Origin of the sequence: Actinomadura roseirufa, assembly GCF_900659635.1 — a bacterium.
Classification (GTDB): domain Bacteria; phylum Actinomycetota; class Actinomycetes; order Streptosporangiales; family Streptosporangiaceae; genus Spirillospora; species Spirillospora roseirufa.
In genome coordinates this window covers 27,291-44,478 of record NZ_CAACVB010000025.1, presented here as the reverse complement: position 1 = coordinate 44,478, position 17,188 = coordinate 27,291, and the positions used below count along the sequence as shown (strand labels likewise).

The window sequence follows — 17,188 nt, the reverse complement described above, 5'->3', positions numbered from 1 at the left end:
TTCACCTCCCTCCCTGGACTCGATCCACGATCCGTTCCGCCGCGAGGCAGAAGCGGACCACCGCTTCCCGCAGGACCGGGGGCCACGCCTGGACGACGTCCTGGTGGCCGTCGTCGACTTCGAGGTACTCGAAGTCGACTCCTTCGGTCCTGCCGAGTTCGAGAAGGCGCTCGCGCAGCGCCCTGGACTGTCCCGCCGGGATGATCTCGTCGCGGGTTCCGTGCGCCAGCAGCAGCGGCGCGGTGAGCGCCTCGCACACCCGCAGGACGTCCCGTCCGCCCCCGTTACCATTGCTCGTGGAGCGGCCCAGCCGCGACACCCGCTCCCCGACCGCCGCCGAGGCGCAGCGGGCCAGGCTCTCGGCCGAGGTGAAGGGCGCCAGCGCGACACAGCCCGACCATGGTTCCGGGTCGCGGCACGCGGCCAGCAGCGCCAGGTAGGCGCCGTAGCTGCCGCCGAGGAGGACCGGACCGGGCAGGCCGGCGTCCGAACGGGTCCGGGCGAGCGCCCTTCCCAGGTGAAGGACGTCGTCGAGGTCGGAGCCGCCCCAGTCGCCGATGACGGCGCGCAGATGACGCTCCCCGTAGCCGGTGCTGCCTCGCTGGTTGGGGGCGGCCACGGCGACGCCGGCGGCGGCGAGGTGCTGGAACAGCGCGTCGAACTCGAACCGCCACGCCGAGAGCGGCCCGCCGTGCAGCGCCAGCACCAGGCGGGGGCTGAGACGCCAGCCTGGCCCACCGTAGACGACCGCCTCGATGCCTCCTGCGGGTCCGGGCAGCTCGACCAGGTCGGCCCCCCTCCACCGCCGGTCCGGGTTCCGGCGCGGCCGCGAGCCCGGCGTCCAGCCCCGTGGCGGGCGGTGACGCATCGTCGCCAGCGTGGGCGGCTGGTGGGGGGCGGAGAAGCGCACGTGGATCCGGTCGCCCGTCCAGCACGCCGGCGCGGACAGGATGCCCCGCGGGCCGGGCAGCGACGTGATCCGGTCGCTCGCCGGATCGTAGATCGCGAGGCCGGACGTGGCGCCGCGCGCCTCGGCGACCAGCAGCCGCTCGCCGCCGTCGTCGAACGTCAGCGGCGTGCGGGCGCGGTCGGGCCGGTTGAGGGCCTCGGGGAACCGGACGGGTCCGCCGCCGGGGAATCTCAGCCCGATCTGCGAGGTGCCTGGTGGCTGGGCGCCGGGCGAGGTCGTCGTCACCGCCAGCACGCCCGACCGGGCGCCGTAGGCGGCGATCCGGTCGGTGGTCGTCGCGGCGACGGACCAGACCCGCCGCCAGGCGCGTTCGCGCAGGTCGACCACTATCGCGTCGGGTCTGCGCCCGTCCGCGGAGTGTCCGAGGGCGAGCGTCCGCCGGTCGTCCAGCCACACCCCGTCCGACAGCGTCCCGGGGATCCGCAGGACGGGCTCGGGGACGGGCGCGGCGTCCGCCGAGGAGACCGGCAGCCGCCAGATCCGCGAGTACGAGGCGTCCTCGATCGTGATGAGCAGCACCACCTGATCGGGTCCCGGACCGGCCAAGAGGCGGCCGTCGAGCATCGCGGGGACGGTCCAGGTGCGGACGATGGTCGGCCCGGTCCGTGCCGGTCGCGTCTCCACGACGGTGCCCGACAGGTCCCGCGCCGACGCGTCGGGGGCGGGACGGGCGATCAGGACGCGTCCGTCGTCCAGCGGCAGGGCACGGCTGCGCCGGTCGACGGCGAGGCGCGCGGGCGGTTCACCGGCGAGCGTCTGCGGGACGGGCACGGGACGGGCCAGGTTCCACCGTTCGAGGACGATCGTGTCCTCGTGGGCGGCCAGGCAGGTCGCCCAGCGGCCATGCCCGGCGAACGCGAAGTCGAATCGGCTGACGATGGGCGGCAGGTCCGGCACGGTCGTGCTCATGCGCGCCGCCCGGAGTCGATCGGCCCGGCCGCCGTCAGCGCCGACCCGGGTGCCGAGCCCGCCGTCCATTGGCGGGACGTGCCGTGCCGCAGCCGCAGCAGGAACGCCAGCACCCCGGCCGAGCCGTCGCCCCAGGACGCCGAGACCTCGCCCTGCTCGTCGGGGAACACCATCTGACCGGACCGGTGCGCGCCGGCGGCGAGGATGAGCCGCGCGAACCGGCGCGCCAACTCGCGGTACCGGTCGTCGCCGGTGAGCGCCGCCATGTCCAGCAGGAGGTCCCCGTTACCGGCCAGGCCATGACATTGGCCGAGCACGGCGCGCCAGGAGTTCTCTTCCACCGCCCTCGCCGCCTGGACGGCGGCGTCGCGGAACCGGGCGTCGCCGGTCACCTCGCCCAGCGGGGCGAGGAACCCCGCGATGCCCGCCGATCCGTGGCACCAGTACGGCGCCGTGGGCTCGTTGCCGGTGGCGGCGGCCCACATCGCCTTCCCTCCGGTGACCACCGCCGCGTCCAGCAGGGTCTCCCCGGCCCGGACGGCGAGCGCCAGATGGTCGCCGTCGCCGGTGAGCCGCGCGGCGGCGAGCAGGAAGTAGCCGACGCCCGCGGTTCCGTGGGCGAAGCCGTGATGCGAGGTTCCGGCGAGCTTGGACTCCAGCGTCGCCGGAGTGCTCCAGCTCACGGCGCCCGAGCCGCGCCGCACGGTCCCGGCCAGCGCATCGGCCGCCGCCGCGGCGCGCTCGGCGAACCGCGCGAGCCCGGTGCGGGCGTGCAGGTGCAGCGCGGTCAGCCCGATCCCCGCCGTCCCGTGGGTGATATCGGGGCTGTCGACGGCGGCGGGCAGCCGGTCGGCCGCCGCGACGGCGCGTTCGGCCAGCGAGACGTCGTGGAGGGCCAGTCCGGCGTCCAGGACCGCCCACGCGGCCCCGGCCTCACCGAAGTACAGGCCGGACGGCCGCCGCGCGTCCTCCTCCAGCCGCCGCAGGATCCACCGGGCCGCGTGGGCGAGCGCCTCGGGAAGACGCGGATCGCCGGTGACCTCGAAGTACCGGGTCAGCGCGCCCAGCGGTCCCGCTGCGCCGTGCTGGACGCAGCACGGGTCGGGGGCGCCGTGCACGCAGGACGCGGGCCACAGCCGGTCGGCCGTCTCCGCCTCCATCGTCGCGAGCAGGTGACCGACGATGCCGTCGATGGCCTCGTCGCACCGCTCGTCCGGCGAGGGCGGCGCGGCGGAGTCCAAGGGAGGACCCGGCTCGTCCAGGGACAGCAGCACGTCACGGGCGCGTGCCGGGGTCCAGCGCCGCTCGGGCCTCTCGTCCATCAGGCCGGTGAGCATCGGGATCAGCCGCGCTGCGGACTCCAGGCCCACGGTGCGCGCCCGAAGCCATGCCGCCAGGCGGTCGGCCAGGGGCCGGGCGGGCGGCTCCTCGTCCAGGAAGTAGGGCGGGGCACCGGTGATCAGGTAGCACAGCGTCGCGCCGAGGCCGTAGTAGTCCGCCGTCACGCCGGGCTCCCCGCCCGCCATCTGCTCCGGGGCCCCGTAGGCGGGGGTTCCCGCGCTCAACGGCCCACGGTGCGGGTCCTCGGGGATCAGCGCGAGCTCAAGGTCGATCAGGATGGGCCGCCCATCGGGACGCACCATGACGTTGTTGGGGTTGAAGTCCCGCAGGATGAGCCCCGCGCCGTGCGCCTCGATCATCGCCTCGGCCAACTGGAGGGCCATCTCCACCGCGGGGACCAGATGCGCGCCCCACCCCTCCCGATCGATCAGCTCGGGAACCCACTTCTGCAGCGTCATGCCCGGGATCGCCTCTTGGGCGAGGAAGAGATGCCCGCTCTGGGTGCAGAGCTCGACCGGCCGGGGCGCCAGCGCCAGGTGCTCGACCGCCTCCAGCACGCGGGCCTCCGCCCGCAGCCGGTCGCGGCAGTCCCGCCCGTCCCGTTCGGTGGCCACGAAAGGGCGCGCCTCTTTGATCACGACCGGATCCCCGGTGCGCGTGTCCACGGCCCGGTACACCCCGCCCTTGTTGGTGTGCCGGATCGCCTCCCGGACGGCGAACCGCCCGCCGAGCAGGATCCCCTCCTCGCCCGTCCTCCGCGCGGGCGGAGGCCGCTCGGGGAAAGGACAGGTCGCCCAGGACGGCGGCGTGTACCGTCCCGTCCGCTTGTCTTCGACGGGATTGCCGTCCGGATCCAGAATCATCCAGGCATAGAAACCGTCATTGGTGATCCGCCGGTCCTCCACGAACGCGCCATAGCGATAATGGACGAGGCTTCCCGGCAGATATGGGCGGTCGGAGAGAATGCGAGGACCGGGCAGGCCGGCCGTCACCCGATGCAGCTCCGCCGCCAGCCGCACGGCCTCCTCGTCGCCGTCCGGGTAGACGGTGATGAACTTGCCCGAATGACCGCGCGAGGTGTTCCGGGCGTTCAGCGCCGCGACGTGATCGGTCGACGCGGCGAGCTTGAACGCCGAACCCGCGTCGAGCAGCACCGGCAGAGAGCGCGCCAGGACCTCCTCCGCCGACGCGGCGGTGGCGGAGACGTGCAGCTTCCAGCCCTGTTGACGTCGCACACCACCGTCCGGGACGACATGACACCACGGCCCGCCGAGGCTGATCCGCCACCGCGCCGGCTCGTCCCGCGGCCCCACCGCGCCGCGCACGACGTCGACCAGGCGGCCGTCCCCAGCATCCGCGGCCGAGGCCGGCGAGAAGATGCTGAAATGGAATTCCGCCATCAATGATCTCCGCTCTCATTATGCGACGCGACTTTCCCGCCGACGCGATCTCCGGCGGCGATCGAGAACGGATACCGACCGCGACTTTCGTCCGATCGATAAGCGCTCCCGACGACCACCGACACAGTAACCACGAACCCAACATAAAGGCCAGAGCATCTTTTATCACCAAAACCCCTCTACAAAGTAGGAAATAGCCATCACCCCTGGCCGTTACCCCTGTGACGAACGAGACTCCAGAGGCGATCGTTTGTCCATTACCGGACCCTTTTCCAGGTTGACCCGATCACCGTTCCAACTTCGAGCTTGACAAAAAAATTATCGATCACGTTGCGACTCCCCGCCCCCGGCAAAGGCACCCGACCGAGATGGCCTCTATTCGATCTCTCCCTTAGCCCAAAATGCCCGGCTTGTCGGGTTTAGTGAATGCCCGGAACCACCCCCGCGAGCGCCGTCCCGCCCGCGACGCCTTCGGCCTCTCAGCCCCAGACCCGCCGCCCCGCAACGCCCGCCACTCCACCCCACGCCGTGGCACCGCCGACCGAACCGGCGAGCGACCCCGGCCCCGACCACCCCGAGCCCCGGGGTGGACCTCACCGCCCCCGGGCCGGCCCCTAAAGGCACAATTCGCGCGGCCTACCCTTCTACCGCCCAGTCGCTCTGGCGAAAAGCATCGGATGATAAGGTCCCTTGACATGCAGATCCCTACGGACAAAGAGATCCGTGCCCTGCACGAAGAGTCGGCGCCCACACCAGAGGCGTTCGAGTTGGTGTACACGCACTGTGAGATCGTCTGCGCCGTAGCCGAACAACTCATTGAACGTCGGCAACTCGCACTCGATACCGATCTTGTTCGCGCGGGATGTCTGCTCCACGACATTGGCGTCTACAGCCTGTACGACACGTCCGGTGAGTTGGACCACGCGCAGTACATACGGCACGGTGTCCTCGGTCATGAGCTTCTCCGGAGCCTGGGGTTTCCAGAGCAGATCTGCCGATTCTGTTCCTGCCACACCGGCGTGGGATTGACCCGCGACGATGTGCGCCGTCAGAACCTGCCCATCCCGGTCGACGATTACCTGGCCGAGTCGGGCGAGGAGGAACTGGTCATGTACGCGGACAAGTTCCACAGCAAGACCGACCCACCGGTACTCGTGACCTTCAACACCTACGCCGCGAGCGTGCGACGCTTCGGCGCCGATAAGGCGGTCGCGTTCACCTCGATGCGGGAACGGTACGGCGAGCCCGACCTCACCGCGTTGCAGCGAGACTTCGGCCACCCCCTGGTGTGAGGATGGCGCCCCGAGCGCCCTCGCACGGCCCATCGCGCCGTGGCTAGGAGGTCACTCTCAGCCTGGCTGCGGCACGACGACGCTCATCGGTGGGCTGTGGCTTCGGTTCGCTCGGCCGGGTTCTGCCATTGAGAAATCGGATCGCTTCGCCGCGATCGGTGTGCGACGGTAACGGCGTGCCTCAAACGATCTTGCGCACCGATCGCCTGTTGCTGGTCCCGCTCGCCGACCGGCATCTCGATCTGGAGGTTCGGCTCGACTCCGACCCCGAGGTGCTTCGCTACCTGACAGGACGGACGTCGACCAGGGACGAGGTGGTCGCCGCCCATGAGCGGCGGATGGCTCGCACGGCCAAGGTGGACGGCTTGGGCTACTGGGTGGCCTTCGTCTCCGACGGCGGAGAACCGGGCGCGACACCGCCCGAACGGGAGGAGGAGGGCGAGTTCGTCGGGCTGATGATGCTGCCCCCGGCACATGGTCCCGATCAGCCCGACGATCCCACCGTCTCAGATCTGGGGTACCGCCTCCTTCGCCGGTACTGGCGTCAGGGCTTGGCCAGCGAGGCGTCCCGCCTCCTCTTACGACATGCCTTCGACACCGTCGGGCAGAGCCGCGTGATCGCGCAGACCATGGCCGCCAACGCCGGATCCAGGGGTGTGATGCGGGCGATCGGCATGCGTTACGTGCGCACGTACTACCCGCGGTTCGACGATCCGCTACCGGATGCGCACCTTGGCGAGGTCGAGTACGAGATGACCCGCGCCATGTGGGAGGAGATCCGCTAGGCCCTGGCGAGCGATGGTTTCCCCGTGCTCATCGCCGACCTCGACGAAGATCGTCACAGCCTCGCGCCCGGCGGTGATCGCCTCCTCGAACCGCCGCACCTCAGCCAGCGCCAACGCCAGGTTGTACAGCGCCGTGCCTTCACTGTGCCGGTCCCCGGTCTCGCGAGAGATCGTGGTGACCCGCCGGTGGACTGTGATGGCCTCCTCGAACCGCCGCACCTCGACCAGCACAAGCCCCAGGTTGCCCAGCGCTGCGCCCTCGCTGTACCGGTCGCCGGTCTCCTGGAAGATGGCGACGGCATCCTGGTGAGCGGTGATCGCCTCCTCGAACCGGCGCACCTCGACCAGCACAAGCCCCAGGTTGGCCAGCGCCTGGCCTTCGCCGCGCCGGTCACCGGTCTCGCGGCAGATGGCCAGGTCCTGCCGGTGGGCGGAGACGGCCTCCTCGAACCGCCGCACCTCGGCCAGCGCGATCCCCAGGTTGGCCAGCGCCTGCCCTTCAGCGTGCCGGTCGCCCGCCTCGTGGAAGATGGCGGCTGCGTCCTGGTGGGCGGTGATCGCCTCCTCGAACCGCTGCACTGCCCAAAGAGCGGTCCCCAGATTGTTCAGCGCCGCGCCTTCGCTGTGGCTGTCGCCGGTCCCACGGAAGATGGCGGCGGCGTGCTGATGAGCGGCGATGGCGTCCTCGAACCGACGCACTGACCAGAGCGCGGCCCCCAGGTTGTTCAGCGCCCGACCTTGACCCTGCCGGTCGCCGGTGTGCTCGGCGGTGTCGCGGGCGAGGGAGAACAGGGTGATCCCGTCGTTGAACAGCCGCCGCCAGTTCAGGAAGCTGGCCAGGGCCGAGGGCAGGTTGACGGCGAAATCGGGATGGTCGGCGGCGGTGTGCGCGGCGGCCGACAGGTTGGGCAGTTCGGCGTCCAGCCACGCCAGTGCCCCCTCGCGGGTGGCGAACCCGCGCGTGACCGGATCGGCGACGGCCTGGTCCAGGTGCGCGGCGGCGGCTCTGGCGGTGTCGAGGTAGTAGCGCAGCAGCCGGCGCAGGGCTTGGTCGCGGTGGTCGGTATCAGTGTGCTCCAGGCCGAGGGTGGTGGCGTACTGGCGCACCAGGTCGTGCATCCGCCATCGGCCGGGGGCGGTACCGCGTTCGATGAGGTGCGCGCGGGCCAGGTCCCTCAGCATGGCGCGGACGGCCGCTTCGTCTCGTTCTGTGAGGACGGCGGCGGCGGTGGTGGAGGTGTCAGGGCCGGGGTTGACGGTCAGCAGCCGGAACAACCGCTGCTGGTCGAGGCTGAAGGTGCGGTAGGACAGCTCGAACGCGCGCCGGACACCTTCGTCCCCGTAGGCCAGCCCTTCGATGGGCTGGACCTGGCCGAGTTCGTCGGTGAGCGCTGCGAGAGTGAGGCCGGGGTCTTCTGCCAGCAGGGCGGCGGCGATCCGCAACGCCAGCGGCAGATACCCGCACGTCTCCGCCAGCTCGGCGGCCCCGGCGGGGTCGCCGGGGACGCGGGTGTCGTGGGGGTCGGCGATGCGCAGCGTCTCATCCAGCATCGCCACCGCGCCGTCCAGGTCCAGGACGTCCAGGTCGAGCAGGCGGGCATTGAGCATGGCCAGGGTGTGGCGGGAAGTGACGATCGCCGCGTTCACCCCGTCGGCGGGCAGCAGCAACTCCCCCTGTTGGGCGGTGTTGACGTTGTCGGCGACGACGAGGACCCGCCGGCCGCGGGCCGCGAACTCGGCCAGGATCGAGCGGTAGAGGCGGGAGCGGTCCTGAGCGTCGCCGGGGATGTGCTCGCCCGGGACGCCCAGGGCGCCGAGCATGCCCTCCAGCACCTGACCGGGGTCACGGCGGCGGTCCTGGTCGTAGCCGAACAGGTCGGCGAACAACACGCCACCGGGAAACCAGTCGCGCCGCAGCGCCGCCCGCGCGGCCTGGACGGCCAGCTCGGTCTTACCCACCCCCGCCAGCCCGCCGACCGCGGCCACCACGACCGCCCGCGCCTGCCCGTCCACTACCTGGTCGGCGGGGCCGGGCGGGGTCAGGCACTCCAGCAGCCGGTCCAGGTCACGCCGCCGTCCGGTGAAGGCCGGTGACCCCGCGGGCAGCCCCGATGTCGCCAAGGAGACCTGCGGCGGCAACACGAGGGTGATATCGCGGCCCAGGACCGCCGGGCCCACCACGATCCCGCCCGAGATCTGGTTCCGCGTCTGCGGCACCGCTGCTCAATCCCCCGCCGACTCGTCACCGGGCGGTTCGCCAGAAGCCTCCCCCGCAGGCCGCCGGGGAGAGGGCGGAGGCTGGGCAGCGACGGGCGCAGGCGCTCCGATGGAGGTGACGGGACCACTGATATCACGCCCCATCACCAACGGCCCGTAGTTCATCCCGCCGCTGAACGTATTGGACACCGTCCCGGCGGACTCCGGCCTGGCCGACCCTGATTCGGCGCTGGCCTGCGGCGGGTTGGCCGCCGGAGGACCAGAGGTGACCGGGCCGCTGATGTCACGGCCCATCACGAGCGGCCCGACGTTGGTCCCGCCGCTGAAGGTGTTACTGGTAGCGGCGGGCTGCTCGGCCTCAGGCTCGGGGCCGGCAGGACGAGGCCGCAGTGGCAGCGCCATCACGAACGCGGCCAGCGCCGCGAACGCGCTGAGCACACCGGCCAGCCACCCGGCCTGCTCCAGGCCCCGCACCAGCCAGAACACCGCCAGCACCGTCGCGGCCACCACCGCGACTCCCACGCCCGCCCACACCAGCACACGCCCGCTCATAGCGGCATCATCCCCTCTAGCCACTCGGTCAGGACGTCTCCTCAGACACACACGCCCACAAACGGCCATCCCAAAAGCCCTGCTCCAGGTGGCCGGGCCGGTCACAACCGCGCAGACGACGCACCGGCAACCTCGTTAGTGATCGAGCTCATCGGCCGCACCGACGTCCTGACGCCTCCCCAACCCGGCCAGGAGACGGCGGGTACCGGGACGCGGGCGGTGCTGGTGACCGCGGCGGCGGGGTCCTGCCGATCAATTTGCACGGTTACGCCCCCGACTCCACCACCCGGCTCGCCGCTCCGCAGGGCGTCCCGAACCTGCTGCGCGGGCTGGGCGTCCCCGACGAGATGATCCCGGCCGCGTTCGACGGCGGCCCCGGATGTACCCGGGGGGATCCAGGCCGTCCTGGACAGCGCCTCCCCCGACACCCGCGCCACAGACCACTCCGGCCGCGCCGCGCAGGTCGCCATGGGCCTGCGCCGGACTCCCCCTGGCCATTCACTTGGTCGCCGCCCAGCCCGCCGCCCACCCCCGCATGCCACTGACCGCCACGGCCGACCGGTTTGCCGAACCAGACCACCCAGCCGGAGCGCACCGACGACGACCGGACGGGCCTGCGCCCCCTCGCTGAACGGCCGCATGACGGCGCCAGGGCGGTGTCGGCGGCCACTCTCGGCCTGGGGCCTCTGCGCGCCGCCGGACTCGCACGGGCACTCGGCATTCTGGGTATCGATCGTCCATGAAGGAGACACCCGTGGCGCGAAGCGGAGGCGCCCCGCCCCCGGAAGCCTTCGACGCCGTCGTCATCGGCAGCGGCATCAACGCCCTCGTCGCCGCCGCGCGGCTCGCGCGCGGCGGCTGGCGGGTCGCGGTGTGCGAGCGCGAGGACCGACCCGGCGGCGCCATCCACACCAGCCGGAACGTCTTCCCCGGCTACACCGTGGAGCTGCTGTCCAGCTGGCACCCCCTGTTCGTCGGAGGGCCCGCCTACGCCGCCCTCGCCGACGAACTGGCCCGTCGCGGCGTCGTCTACCGCAACACCCCGCGGCCCACCGGCGTCGCGTGCCGCGATGGGGCGGCCGTCCTGGCGACCGACGCCGACGCGCTCACCGCCACCCTGACCGCCCTCGGTGACGCCGAGAACTGGTCGGCGATGATGACCGAGTTCGGCGGCAAGATCGACCTGGCGTTCGGCCTGCTCGGCACCGATTTCTGGCGCCCCGGTGCGCTACGGCTCGGCTGGCGGGCGCTGCGGCGCCTGGGCCGCCGGGGCTTGACCGCGACCGGCGCGGAGATCCTGGAGCCCGCGCGGCCGTGGCTGGAGCGGACGTTCTCCTCGCCGGTCACCCGCGCGATGCTGGCCCCCTGGGCGCTGCACGGCGGCCTCGGCCCCGACGACGCCGCCTCGGCCTTCATCACCAAGGTCATCGCCGCGGCCGTCGCCACCGGCGGCATGCCCGTCCCCGAAGGCGGCGGCGTCCGCCTCGTCGAAGCGCTGGTGGGAATCGTCACCGATGCCGGCGGTGAACTCCTCACCGATGCCGATGTCACCCAGATTCTCCTGGAACAAGGCCGCGCCACCGGTGTACGGCTCGCGGACGGACGCCCGCTGCACGCCCGCCGCGCCGTCCTCGCCTCCGTCACCCCCCGCGCCCTCTACGACGAGCTCTTGAAAGGTGGCGCTCCCGCGGATCGTGTTCAGGCGGCCCGAGCCTTCCGGCACGGCCGTGCCGCCATGCAGATCCATCTGGCCCTCGACGAGCCGCCCCGATGGAGTGACCCGGCTCTGGAGGACGTCGCCATCGTGCACGTCCTGGACGACCTGGACTCCCTGTCGGCATCGGTGAACGCCGCCTGGCGCGGCCTGCTGCCCGAACGGCCGACCGTCGCCGTCGGCCAGCCCGCCACCGTCGACCCCGGACGCGTCCCCGAGGGCAAGGGCCTGCTGTGGCTCCAACTCCAAGAACTGCCCAGGCAAGTCCGCGGCGACGCGGCCGGCGAAATCGACCCCGGAGACGGCACCTGGACACCACGGCTCCGCGACGCCTACGCCGACAGGATCCTCGGCCTCCTCCGTCCCCACATCACCAACCTGGACTCCGCCGTCACCGACCGCCTTGTGCTGGGGCCCCTCGAACTGGAGGAGATGAACGTCAACCTGGTCGGCGGCGACCCCTACGGCGGCGATTGCCGGATCGACCAGTACGCCCTGTGGCGGCCCCTGTCATCGGGCACCGGCCACGCGACCGGCGTACCGGGCCTGTGGCACATCGGCGCCTCCACGCACCCCGGCCCCGGTCTCGGCGGCGGCTCAGGTTTCCTCGTCGCCGAAAGGCTCCTGCGCACCCGACGCGGCCGCCGCTGATTTCTCAGCCCGGCCGAGCGCACGCGCACCGCTTGTCCTCGACGGAATCGAAACGGTCGAAGACGCCATCGAGCGACACCGCGGATCACGATCGTTCCTGTGCGTCGCGACCCCGCGATGGCGACGGCTTCGCGGCCCCGCCGGTGACTCGGATCGGTCGCGCAGGACTTGGCGCGTGACGGTCCTTGTCCGGCGTCGGGTCGCGTCGTCTGATGCCGTTCGGTCTTGATGGCATCTCGGTGGCAAACGACCGAGGGCCCGACCAGAATGGCTTCTGATCAGGCCCTTGACCCGTGTGTTCTCGGTGGAGCTGAGGGGATTTGAACCCCTGACCCCCTCGATGCGAACGAGGTGCGCTACCGGACTGCGCTACAGCCCCGAGGACTCCGTAAGGTTAGCAAACATCCGGGGGTGTTCGCGCATCGAGAGAGGCGGTCACTCGCCTACGGCGCGGCGGTCGTCGGCGTACTGGTCGAAGACCTCGTCGGGGGTGACGAGCTCGATGACTTCGGCGGGCTCGGTGGCCTCCTCGGCGGCCCTGGCCTGGGCCTGGGCCTTGGCGCGGGCGGCGGCGTCGGCGCGGGCGTTCGCCGCGTCCACGCCCACCGCGACGCGGAGCAGGGTGAGGTGGCCGGTGAGGAGGGCCGCCGCGGGGACGGTGGCCCACCAGGGCAGCACACCGGTCGCGGCGAGCACGACGGTGGTGAAGATGAGCAGGGTGAGGCCCGCGGTGCGGCGGCGGCGCCGGGCGATGACGGCGGCGCGGCCGGGGCGCAGGCGGGACCGGGCGGGTGTTTCCGCTGTTTCCTCCTCGGTGGGCGTGGATTCGCCGGGGACGGCGGGTTCGTCGATGGCGAGGGTCCCGTCGGAGCCGGCGGGCTCGTCCGAGCGCTTGAGGAGGCGGGTGATGCCCGCGTCGCCGTCGCGGCGCAGCCACATGGGGACGAGGACGACGGCCCACACGGCGACGATGGCGAGGTAGAGAACGGCGCTGCTCACCGGCCCACCACCGTGGGACGGCCCAGGGCACGCTTGACAGGCGGGCCGACTTTCGGCGCGCGAGCGTGCAATGGGAGCAGGGTCACGCCCCGCACGGTACGAGTCAGTGTCAGAGGTTGACGAGCATAAGGGGCGGTGTGTCGCGAGATCGATCTCGCCGTTACTCTCCGTTTGCCGATCCTTCTCGATCGCAGGATTCTTACGGCCGGAAAGTCAGCGGTGCGTCATGGCGACGGGCGGGGAAATGCCTGCCTGCGGTCGGCGAGCCAGCGGGCCCGCAGGCCACCGGGTACGTCCTCGACGGTGAGGGCGTAGCAGATGTGATCACGCCAGGCGCCGTCGATGTGCAGATGGCGGCGCCGAATTCCCTCTTCGCGGAATCCGAGCTTTTCGACGACGCGGCGGCTCGCGGCGTTCTCCGGGCGGATATTCGCCTCCACCCGGTGCAGCCCGACGGTGAAGAAACAGTGGTCGACGGCGAGGGCGACGGCGGTGGGAATCACGCCGCGGCCGGCGACGTGGCGGTCGACCCAGTAGCCGATCTGGGCGGAGCGGGCGGATCCCCACACCACGGCGCCGATGGTGAGCTGGCCGGCGAACTGGTCCTCGTAGGTGACGACCCACGGCAGGGCGAGGCCCTGGCGGGCCTCGCGGCGCATCGTGTGGACCATGCTGACATAAGGGCCGAGGCCACTGCGGAACAGCGGCGTCTCGGGGTTGGTGGGTTCCCAGGGGCGCAGCCAGTCGGCGTTGCGGACCCGGAGCTCACGCCAGACGGCGGCGTCGCGGTGCCGCAGCGGGCGCAGCCCGACCGGGCCTTCGGTCAGGGTGACCGGCCATCCCCGCAAACGTTCCACGGTTCCCATGATTCCCTGGTAGGACGGGTGGACGCCATCAATTGTCACCGACAATTCGCGTTTGCAGAACGCCCAGAAGGTGAGCGACTCGCGGGCCACGGTGGTCCGGGCGGCGTGGACGTGCGGGTCGATGACGGCGGGGTCGGCGAGAACGCGGCGGACCTCGGCGGCGCGGGCGCCCTTCGGCCGGGTCGCGATGTTGATCTTAGTATGCCGTCCGCGCCGGGGCGGAGCGAGACCGGTGCCCCGCTCCGCATCCCGGCGATCGGCCCGAGACGGCGCCGGGGCCGTGCTTCGCCTGGGAGATGCCGGCGGCCGGGTCGCCGGTCGCCCTGCGGCGGGGTGGTCACATGCGTGGCGGCGGCGTGCCTGTGGGGATCAGAGCCAGTGGCCGTTCTTCATCACGCGTTCCACTGTGAGGTCTGGGCCCAGGACGAGGAGGTCGGCGTCCTTGCCGGGCTCCAGCGAACCGGTCCGTGAGTCGATGCCGAGCGCGCGCGCCGGGGTGAGGGACGCGGCTTCGGCGGCCTTCTCGATCGGTAGGCCGACGTGGGTGACGGCACGGCGGAACCCGTCCGCCATGGTGATGGTGCTGCCCGCGATGGACCCTCCGCCCGCGAGGGTGGCGCGCCCGGCGCGCACCTCGACGTCCATGACGCCGAGCCGGTAGTCGCCGTCGCCCATTCCGGCCGCGGCCATCGCGTCGGTGATCAGCGCGACCCGGGCGGTGCCGGCGGCGGCGAAGGCGAGCCGGGCGACGGCGGGCTCGACGTGCACGCCGTCGTTGATCAGCTCGACGGTGACGCGCGGGTCGCCGAGCGCGGCGGCGATCGGGCCGCCCTCGCGGTGGTGGAGCGGCCGCATCGCGTTGAACAGGTGCGTCGCGACGCGGGCCCCCGCCTCGAACGCGGCCCGCGCGGTCTCGCCGGGGGCCTCGGTGTGCCCGACGGCGGCGATCACGCCCGCGTCCACGGCGTCCCGGACGAGGTCCAGCGCGCCGGGCAGCTCGGGCGCCAGGGTGATCATCCGGACGTGCCCGCGGCCGAGGGCGACCAGCCGCCGGAACTCGTCGCGGTCCGGGGGCCGCAGCAGGTCGGGGTCGTGGGCGCCGCACCGTGCGGGGGACAGGTAGGGGCCCTCCAGGTGGATGCCGGCGATCAGCCCGTCGGCGGCCAGGTCGGCGAGCCGGGACACGGCGTCGGCGAGGTCTCGCCGGTCGCCGGTGACGAGGCTCGCCATAGTGGTGGTGGTGCCGGCGGCGCGGTGGAAGGCGACGCCCTTGCGGACCTCGTCGTCCCGTCCCGCCTGGTAGGACGCGCCGGCGCCGCCGTGGACGTGGATGTCGACGAAGCCGGGGACGACGTGCCGCCCACCGAGGTCGACGATGTCGTCGCCGGGGGGCGGGGACGCCGGGGAGACGGCCGCGATCCGGCCGTCCTCGATGCGCAGGGAACCGTCGTGGACGCCGTCCGGGAGGACGAGGTTCGCGTTCGTGAGGGTCGTCATGGTGTGTCCAGGACGACCGAGCAGGTGTGCCCTCGCGGCGCCATCGACCCTCCCGAAACGATCTGCTCGTTATTGCTTGTTTTATAGCGAAACCGCGCACAAAAGTCCACGAAAGTGCATGGCTACAATCCTGGGGTGACTCCCGGTGTCCCCGGGGTGACCCTAGGCCCGCGCCCCGCGCGCCCGCACGGAAGGGAACCGCCGTGGCCCGGCACGAGCGCTGGAACGCGCTGCTGGAACTGCTCGCCGACGCGGGGCGGCTGACCGTCGAGGAGGCCGCGGACCGGATGGCGGTGTCCGCCGCGACGATCCGCCGCGACTTCGACCAGCTCGCCCAGCAGCAGATGCTCACCCGCACCCGCGGCGGCGCGGTCGCGCAGACCGTCAGCTACGACCTGCCGCTGCGTTACAAGAGCGCGCGGCACGCCTCCCGGAAGCAGCGGATCGCCGCCGCGACCGCCGAGCTGGCCCGGCCGGGCGCGATCATCGGGCTGAATGGCGGCACCACGACCTCCGAGGTCGCCCGGGTGCTCGCCACCCGCGCCGACCTGCACGCCGAGCGCGTGTCCCCGGCGATCACGATCGTCACGAACGCGCTGAACATCGGCGCCGAGCTCGCCGTCCGGCCGCATGTGAAGATCGTGCTGACCGGCGGGGTGCCGCGTCCGCAGTCCTATGAGCTGACCGGCCCGCTGGCCACCGTGATCTTCGACCACGTGACCCTGGACGTGGCGATCATCGGCGTCAACGGCGTGGCCGTCGAGTGCGGCGCGACCTGCGACAACGAGGGCGAGGCGGACGTGAACCGGCTGATGGCCGAGCGCGCCGACCGGGTGGTCGTCGTGGCGGACGGCTCCAAGGTGGGGCGGCGCGCGTTCGCCCGGATCTGCGACACCTCGCGGATCGACGTGCTGGTCACCGACGAGACGGTCCCCCAGGAGGACGTGGACGCCTTCATCGACGCGGGCGTCGAGGTCGTCCGCGCCTGATCCCGATCCCGGGCACATGGGCCGGCCGCCCCGGGACGGCCGTCAGGCCGGGCGCGGGTGGTCGCCGCCGTTGATCTGGTCGACGGCGTGCGCGAGGACGCGGCCGAGCACCGTCACGCCGTCGCGGACGCCGCCGGTCGAGCCCGGCAGGTTGACGATCAGCGTGCGGCCGGCGACCCCGGCGAGGCCGCGCGACAGGATCGAGGTGGGGACCCGCTCCCGGTTCTCCAGCCGGATCGTCTCGGCGATGCCGGGCACCTCCCGGTCGATCACGAGCCGGGTCATCTCGGGCGTCCGGTCGGACGGGGTGAGCCCGGTCCCGCCGGAGGTCACCACCACGTCGTACTCGGCGGAGACCGCGTCGCGGAGCACGTCCACGACCGGCTCCCCGTCCGGCACGACGACCGGGCCGTCCACCTGGCAGCCGAGGTCCTGGAGCATCTCCACCAGCACCGGACCGGACCGGTCCTCGTACACGCCCGCCGCCGCCCGGTTCGAGACGGTCACCGCCATCGCCCTGATCATCGCTCCTCCGCGCGGCGCCACACGCCGGTCTTGCCGCCGATCTTCTCCTCGACCCGCACGTCGGTGATCACCGCGGCGGGGTCGACGGCCTTCACCATGTCGACCAGCGCGAGGGCCGCGACGGTGACGGAGGTGAGGGCCTCCATCTCCACGCCCGTCCGGTCGGCGGTGCGGGTCGTGGCGACGATGGCGACGCCCGCGTCCTCGATCACGAGGTCGACGGTCACGCCGTGCAGCGCGATCGGATGGCACAGCGGGACGAGGTCGGGCACGCGCTTGGCGCCCATGATCCCGGCGACGCGGGCGACGGACAGGGCGTCGCCCTTCGGGATCTCCCCCGCGCGCAGCAGCTCGACGCACGCCGGGGACAGCCGCACGAACCCCGTCGCGGTGGCGCTGCGGGCCGAGACGCTCTTGCCCGAGACGTCGACCATCCTGGCCGAGCCCCGCTCGTCCAGATGGGTGAACTCCGACCCCATGG

13 protein-coding genes and 1 tRNA gene are annotated in these 17,188 nt (G+C 72.2%); 4 read left to right on the top strand and 10 right to left on the bottom strand.

What is annotated here, in order from left to right; translation table 11 throughout:
• Nucleotide 1: 1 nt before the first annotated feature.
• Complete coding sequence (locus E1291_RS08375; protein WP_131737163.1) at nucleotides 2–1,879, bottom strand: alpha/beta hydrolase family protein; 1,878 nt, start codon at nucleotides 1,877–1,879, stop codon at nucleotides 2–4.
• Nucleotides 1,876–4,620 (bottom strand): class IV lanthionine synthetase LanL, encoded by a 2,745-nt coding sequence (lanL, locus tag E1291_RS08370; RefSeq protein WP_207400631.1) that lies wholly within the window; start codon nucleotides 4,618–4,620, stop codon nucleotides 1,876–1,878. Before lanL ends, E1291_RS08375 begins: the two co-directional genes overlap by 4 nt.
• A 695-nt stretch (nucleotides 4,621–5,315) precedes the next feature.
• On the opposite strand from lanL, the gene E1291_RS08365 reads away from it, so the two are divergent.
• Nucleotides 5,316–5,912: an HDIG domain-containing metalloprotein gene (locus E1291_RS08365; RefSeq protein WP_131737162.1), complete on the top strand. Its 597-nt coding sequence runs from the start codon at nucleotides 5,316–5,318 to the stop codon at nucleotides 5,910–5,912.
• A 191-nt stretch (nucleotides 5,913–6,103) separates the two neighbouring features.
• On the top strand, nucleotides 6,104–6,697 hold the full coding sequence (locus E1291_RS08360) for a GNAT family N-acetyltransferase (protein ID WP_207400630.1): 594 nt from the start codon (nucleotides 6,104–6,106) through the stop codon (nucleotides 6,695–6,697).
• Here the strand turns inward: E1291_RS08360 and E1291_RS08355 are convergent.
• Both E1291_RS08355 and E1291_RS41850 read right to left on the bottom strand, forming a co-directional pair.
• A complete protein-coding gene (locus E1291_RS08355; RefSeq protein WP_131737161.1) occupies nucleotides 6,629–8,914 on the bottom strand; it encodes a tetratricopeptide repeat protein in 2,286 nt (761 codons plus the stop codon). The genes E1291_RS08360 and E1291_RS08355 overlap by 69 nt on opposite strands.
• 6 nt (nucleotides 8,915–8,920) lie before the next feature.
• A complete protein-coding gene (locus tag E1291_RS41850) occupies nucleotides 8,921–9,466 on the bottom strand; it encodes a hypothetical protein (protein ID WP_165495017.1) in 546 nt (181 codons plus the stop codon).
• Nucleotides 9,467–10,220: 754 nt separating this feature from the next.
• Between E1291_RS41850 and E1291_RS08345 the strand changes: the two genes are divergently transcribed.
• The gene (locus E1291_RS08345; RefSeq protein WP_207400629.1) at nucleotides 10,221–11,831 is read left to right on the top strand and encodes a phytoene desaturase family protein; all 1,611 of its coding nucleotides are present in this window, start codon (nucleotides 10,221–10,223) and stop codon (nucleotides 11,829–11,831) included.
• Between the two features lie 305 nt (nucleotides 11,832–12,136).
• Here E1291_RS08345 and E1291_RS08340 read toward each other — a convergent pair.
• The 4 genes from E1291_RS08340 to nagA all read right to left on the bottom strand — a co-directional run bounded on the left by E1291_RS08340 (nucleotide 12,137) and on the right by nagA (nucleotide 15,193).
• Nucleotides 12,137–12,210: transfer RNA gene (locus E1291_RS08340), tRNA-Ala, on the bottom strand.
• Nucleotides 12,211–12,266: 56 nt separating this feature from the next.
• A complete protein-coding gene (sepX, locus tag E1291_RS08335; RefSeq protein ID WP_131737159.1) occupies nucleotides 12,267–12,830 on the bottom strand; it encodes a divisome protein SepX/GlpR in 564 nt (187 codons plus the stop codon).
• 224 nt (nucleotides 12,831–13,054) lie between these two features.
• A complete protein-coding gene (locus tag E1291_RS08330; protein WP_207400628.1) occupies nucleotides 13,055–13,696 on the bottom strand; it encodes a GNAT family N-acetyltransferase in 642 nt (213 codons plus the stop codon).
• Nucleotides 13,697–14,065: 369 nt separating this feature from the next.
• Entirely contained in the window at nucleotides 14,066–15,193 is a 1,128-nt protein-coding gene (nagA, locus tag E1291_RS08325) for an N-acetylglucosamine-6-phosphate deacetylase (RefSeq protein ID WP_131737158.1), read from the bottom strand.
• A gap of 203 nt (nucleotides 15,194–15,396) precedes the next feature.
• Between nagA and E1291_RS08320 the strand changes: the two genes are divergently transcribed.
• Nucleotides 15,397–16,182, top strand: coding sequence for a DeoR/GlpR family DNA-binding transcription regulator (locus E1291_RS08320; RefSeq protein ID WP_131737157.1), 786 nt, complete (start codon nucleotides 15,397–15,399; stop codon nucleotides 16,180–16,182).
• Nucleotides 16,183–16,224: 42 nt separating this feature from the next.
• Here the strand turns inward: E1291_RS08320 and E1291_RS08315 are convergent, their stop codons facing one another.
• Together E1291_RS08315 and moaC are read right to left on the bottom strand one after the other, a co-directional pair.
• Nucleotides 16,225–16,707, bottom strand: a complete 483-nt coding sequence (locus tag E1291_RS08315; RefSeq protein ID WP_131737156.1) for a MogA/MoaB family molybdenum cofactor biosynthesis protein — start codon at nucleotides 16,705–16,707, stop codon at nucleotides 16,225–16,227.
• A complete protein-coding gene (gene moaC, locus E1291_RS08310) occupies nucleotides 16,704–17,186 on the bottom strand; it encodes a cyclic pyranopterin monophosphate synthase MoaC (RefSeq protein WP_370770961.1) in 483 nt (160 codons plus the stop codon). Before moaC ends, E1291_RS08315 begins: the two co-directional genes overlap by 4 nt.
• Nucleotides 17,187–17,188: the final 2 nt, after the last annotated feature.

What these genes read in the sequence shown, in the direction of transcription:
- E1291_RS08375 (WP_131737163.1), bottom strand. Translation starts at nt 1,879, where the DNA reads ATGAGCACGACCGTGCCGGACCTGCCGCCCATCGTCAGCCGATTCGAC.
- lanL (WP_207400631.1), bottom strand. Translation starts at nt 4,620, where the DNA reads ATGGCGGAATTCCATTTCAGCATCTTCTCGCCGGCCTCGGCCGCGGAT.
- E1291_RS08365 (WP_131737162.1), top strand. Translation starts at nt 5,316, where the DNA reads ATGCAGATCCCTACGGACAAAGAGATCCGTGCCCTGCACGAAGAGTCG.
- E1291_RS41850 (WP_165495017.1), bottom strand. Translation starts at nt 9,466, where the DNA reads ATGAGCGGGCGTGTGCTGGTGTGGGCGGGCGTGGGAGTCGCGGTGGTG.
- E1291_RS08330 (WP_207400628.1), bottom strand. Translation starts at nt 13,696, where the DNA reads ATGGGAACCGTGGAACGTTTGCGGGGATGGCCGGTCACCCTGACCGAA.
- nagA (WP_131737158.1), bottom strand. Translation starts at nt 15,193, where the DNA reads ATGACGACCCTCACGAACGCGAACCTCGTCCTCCCGGACGGCGTCCAC.
- E1291_RS08315 (WP_131737156.1), bottom strand. Translation starts at nt 16,707, where the DNA reads ATGATCAGGGCGATGGCGGTGACCGTCTCGAACCGGGCGGCGGCGGGC.
- moaC (WP_370770961.1), bottom strand. Translation starts at nt 17,186, where the DNA reads ATGGGGTCGGAGTTCACCCATCTGGACGAGCGGGGCTCGGCCAGGATG.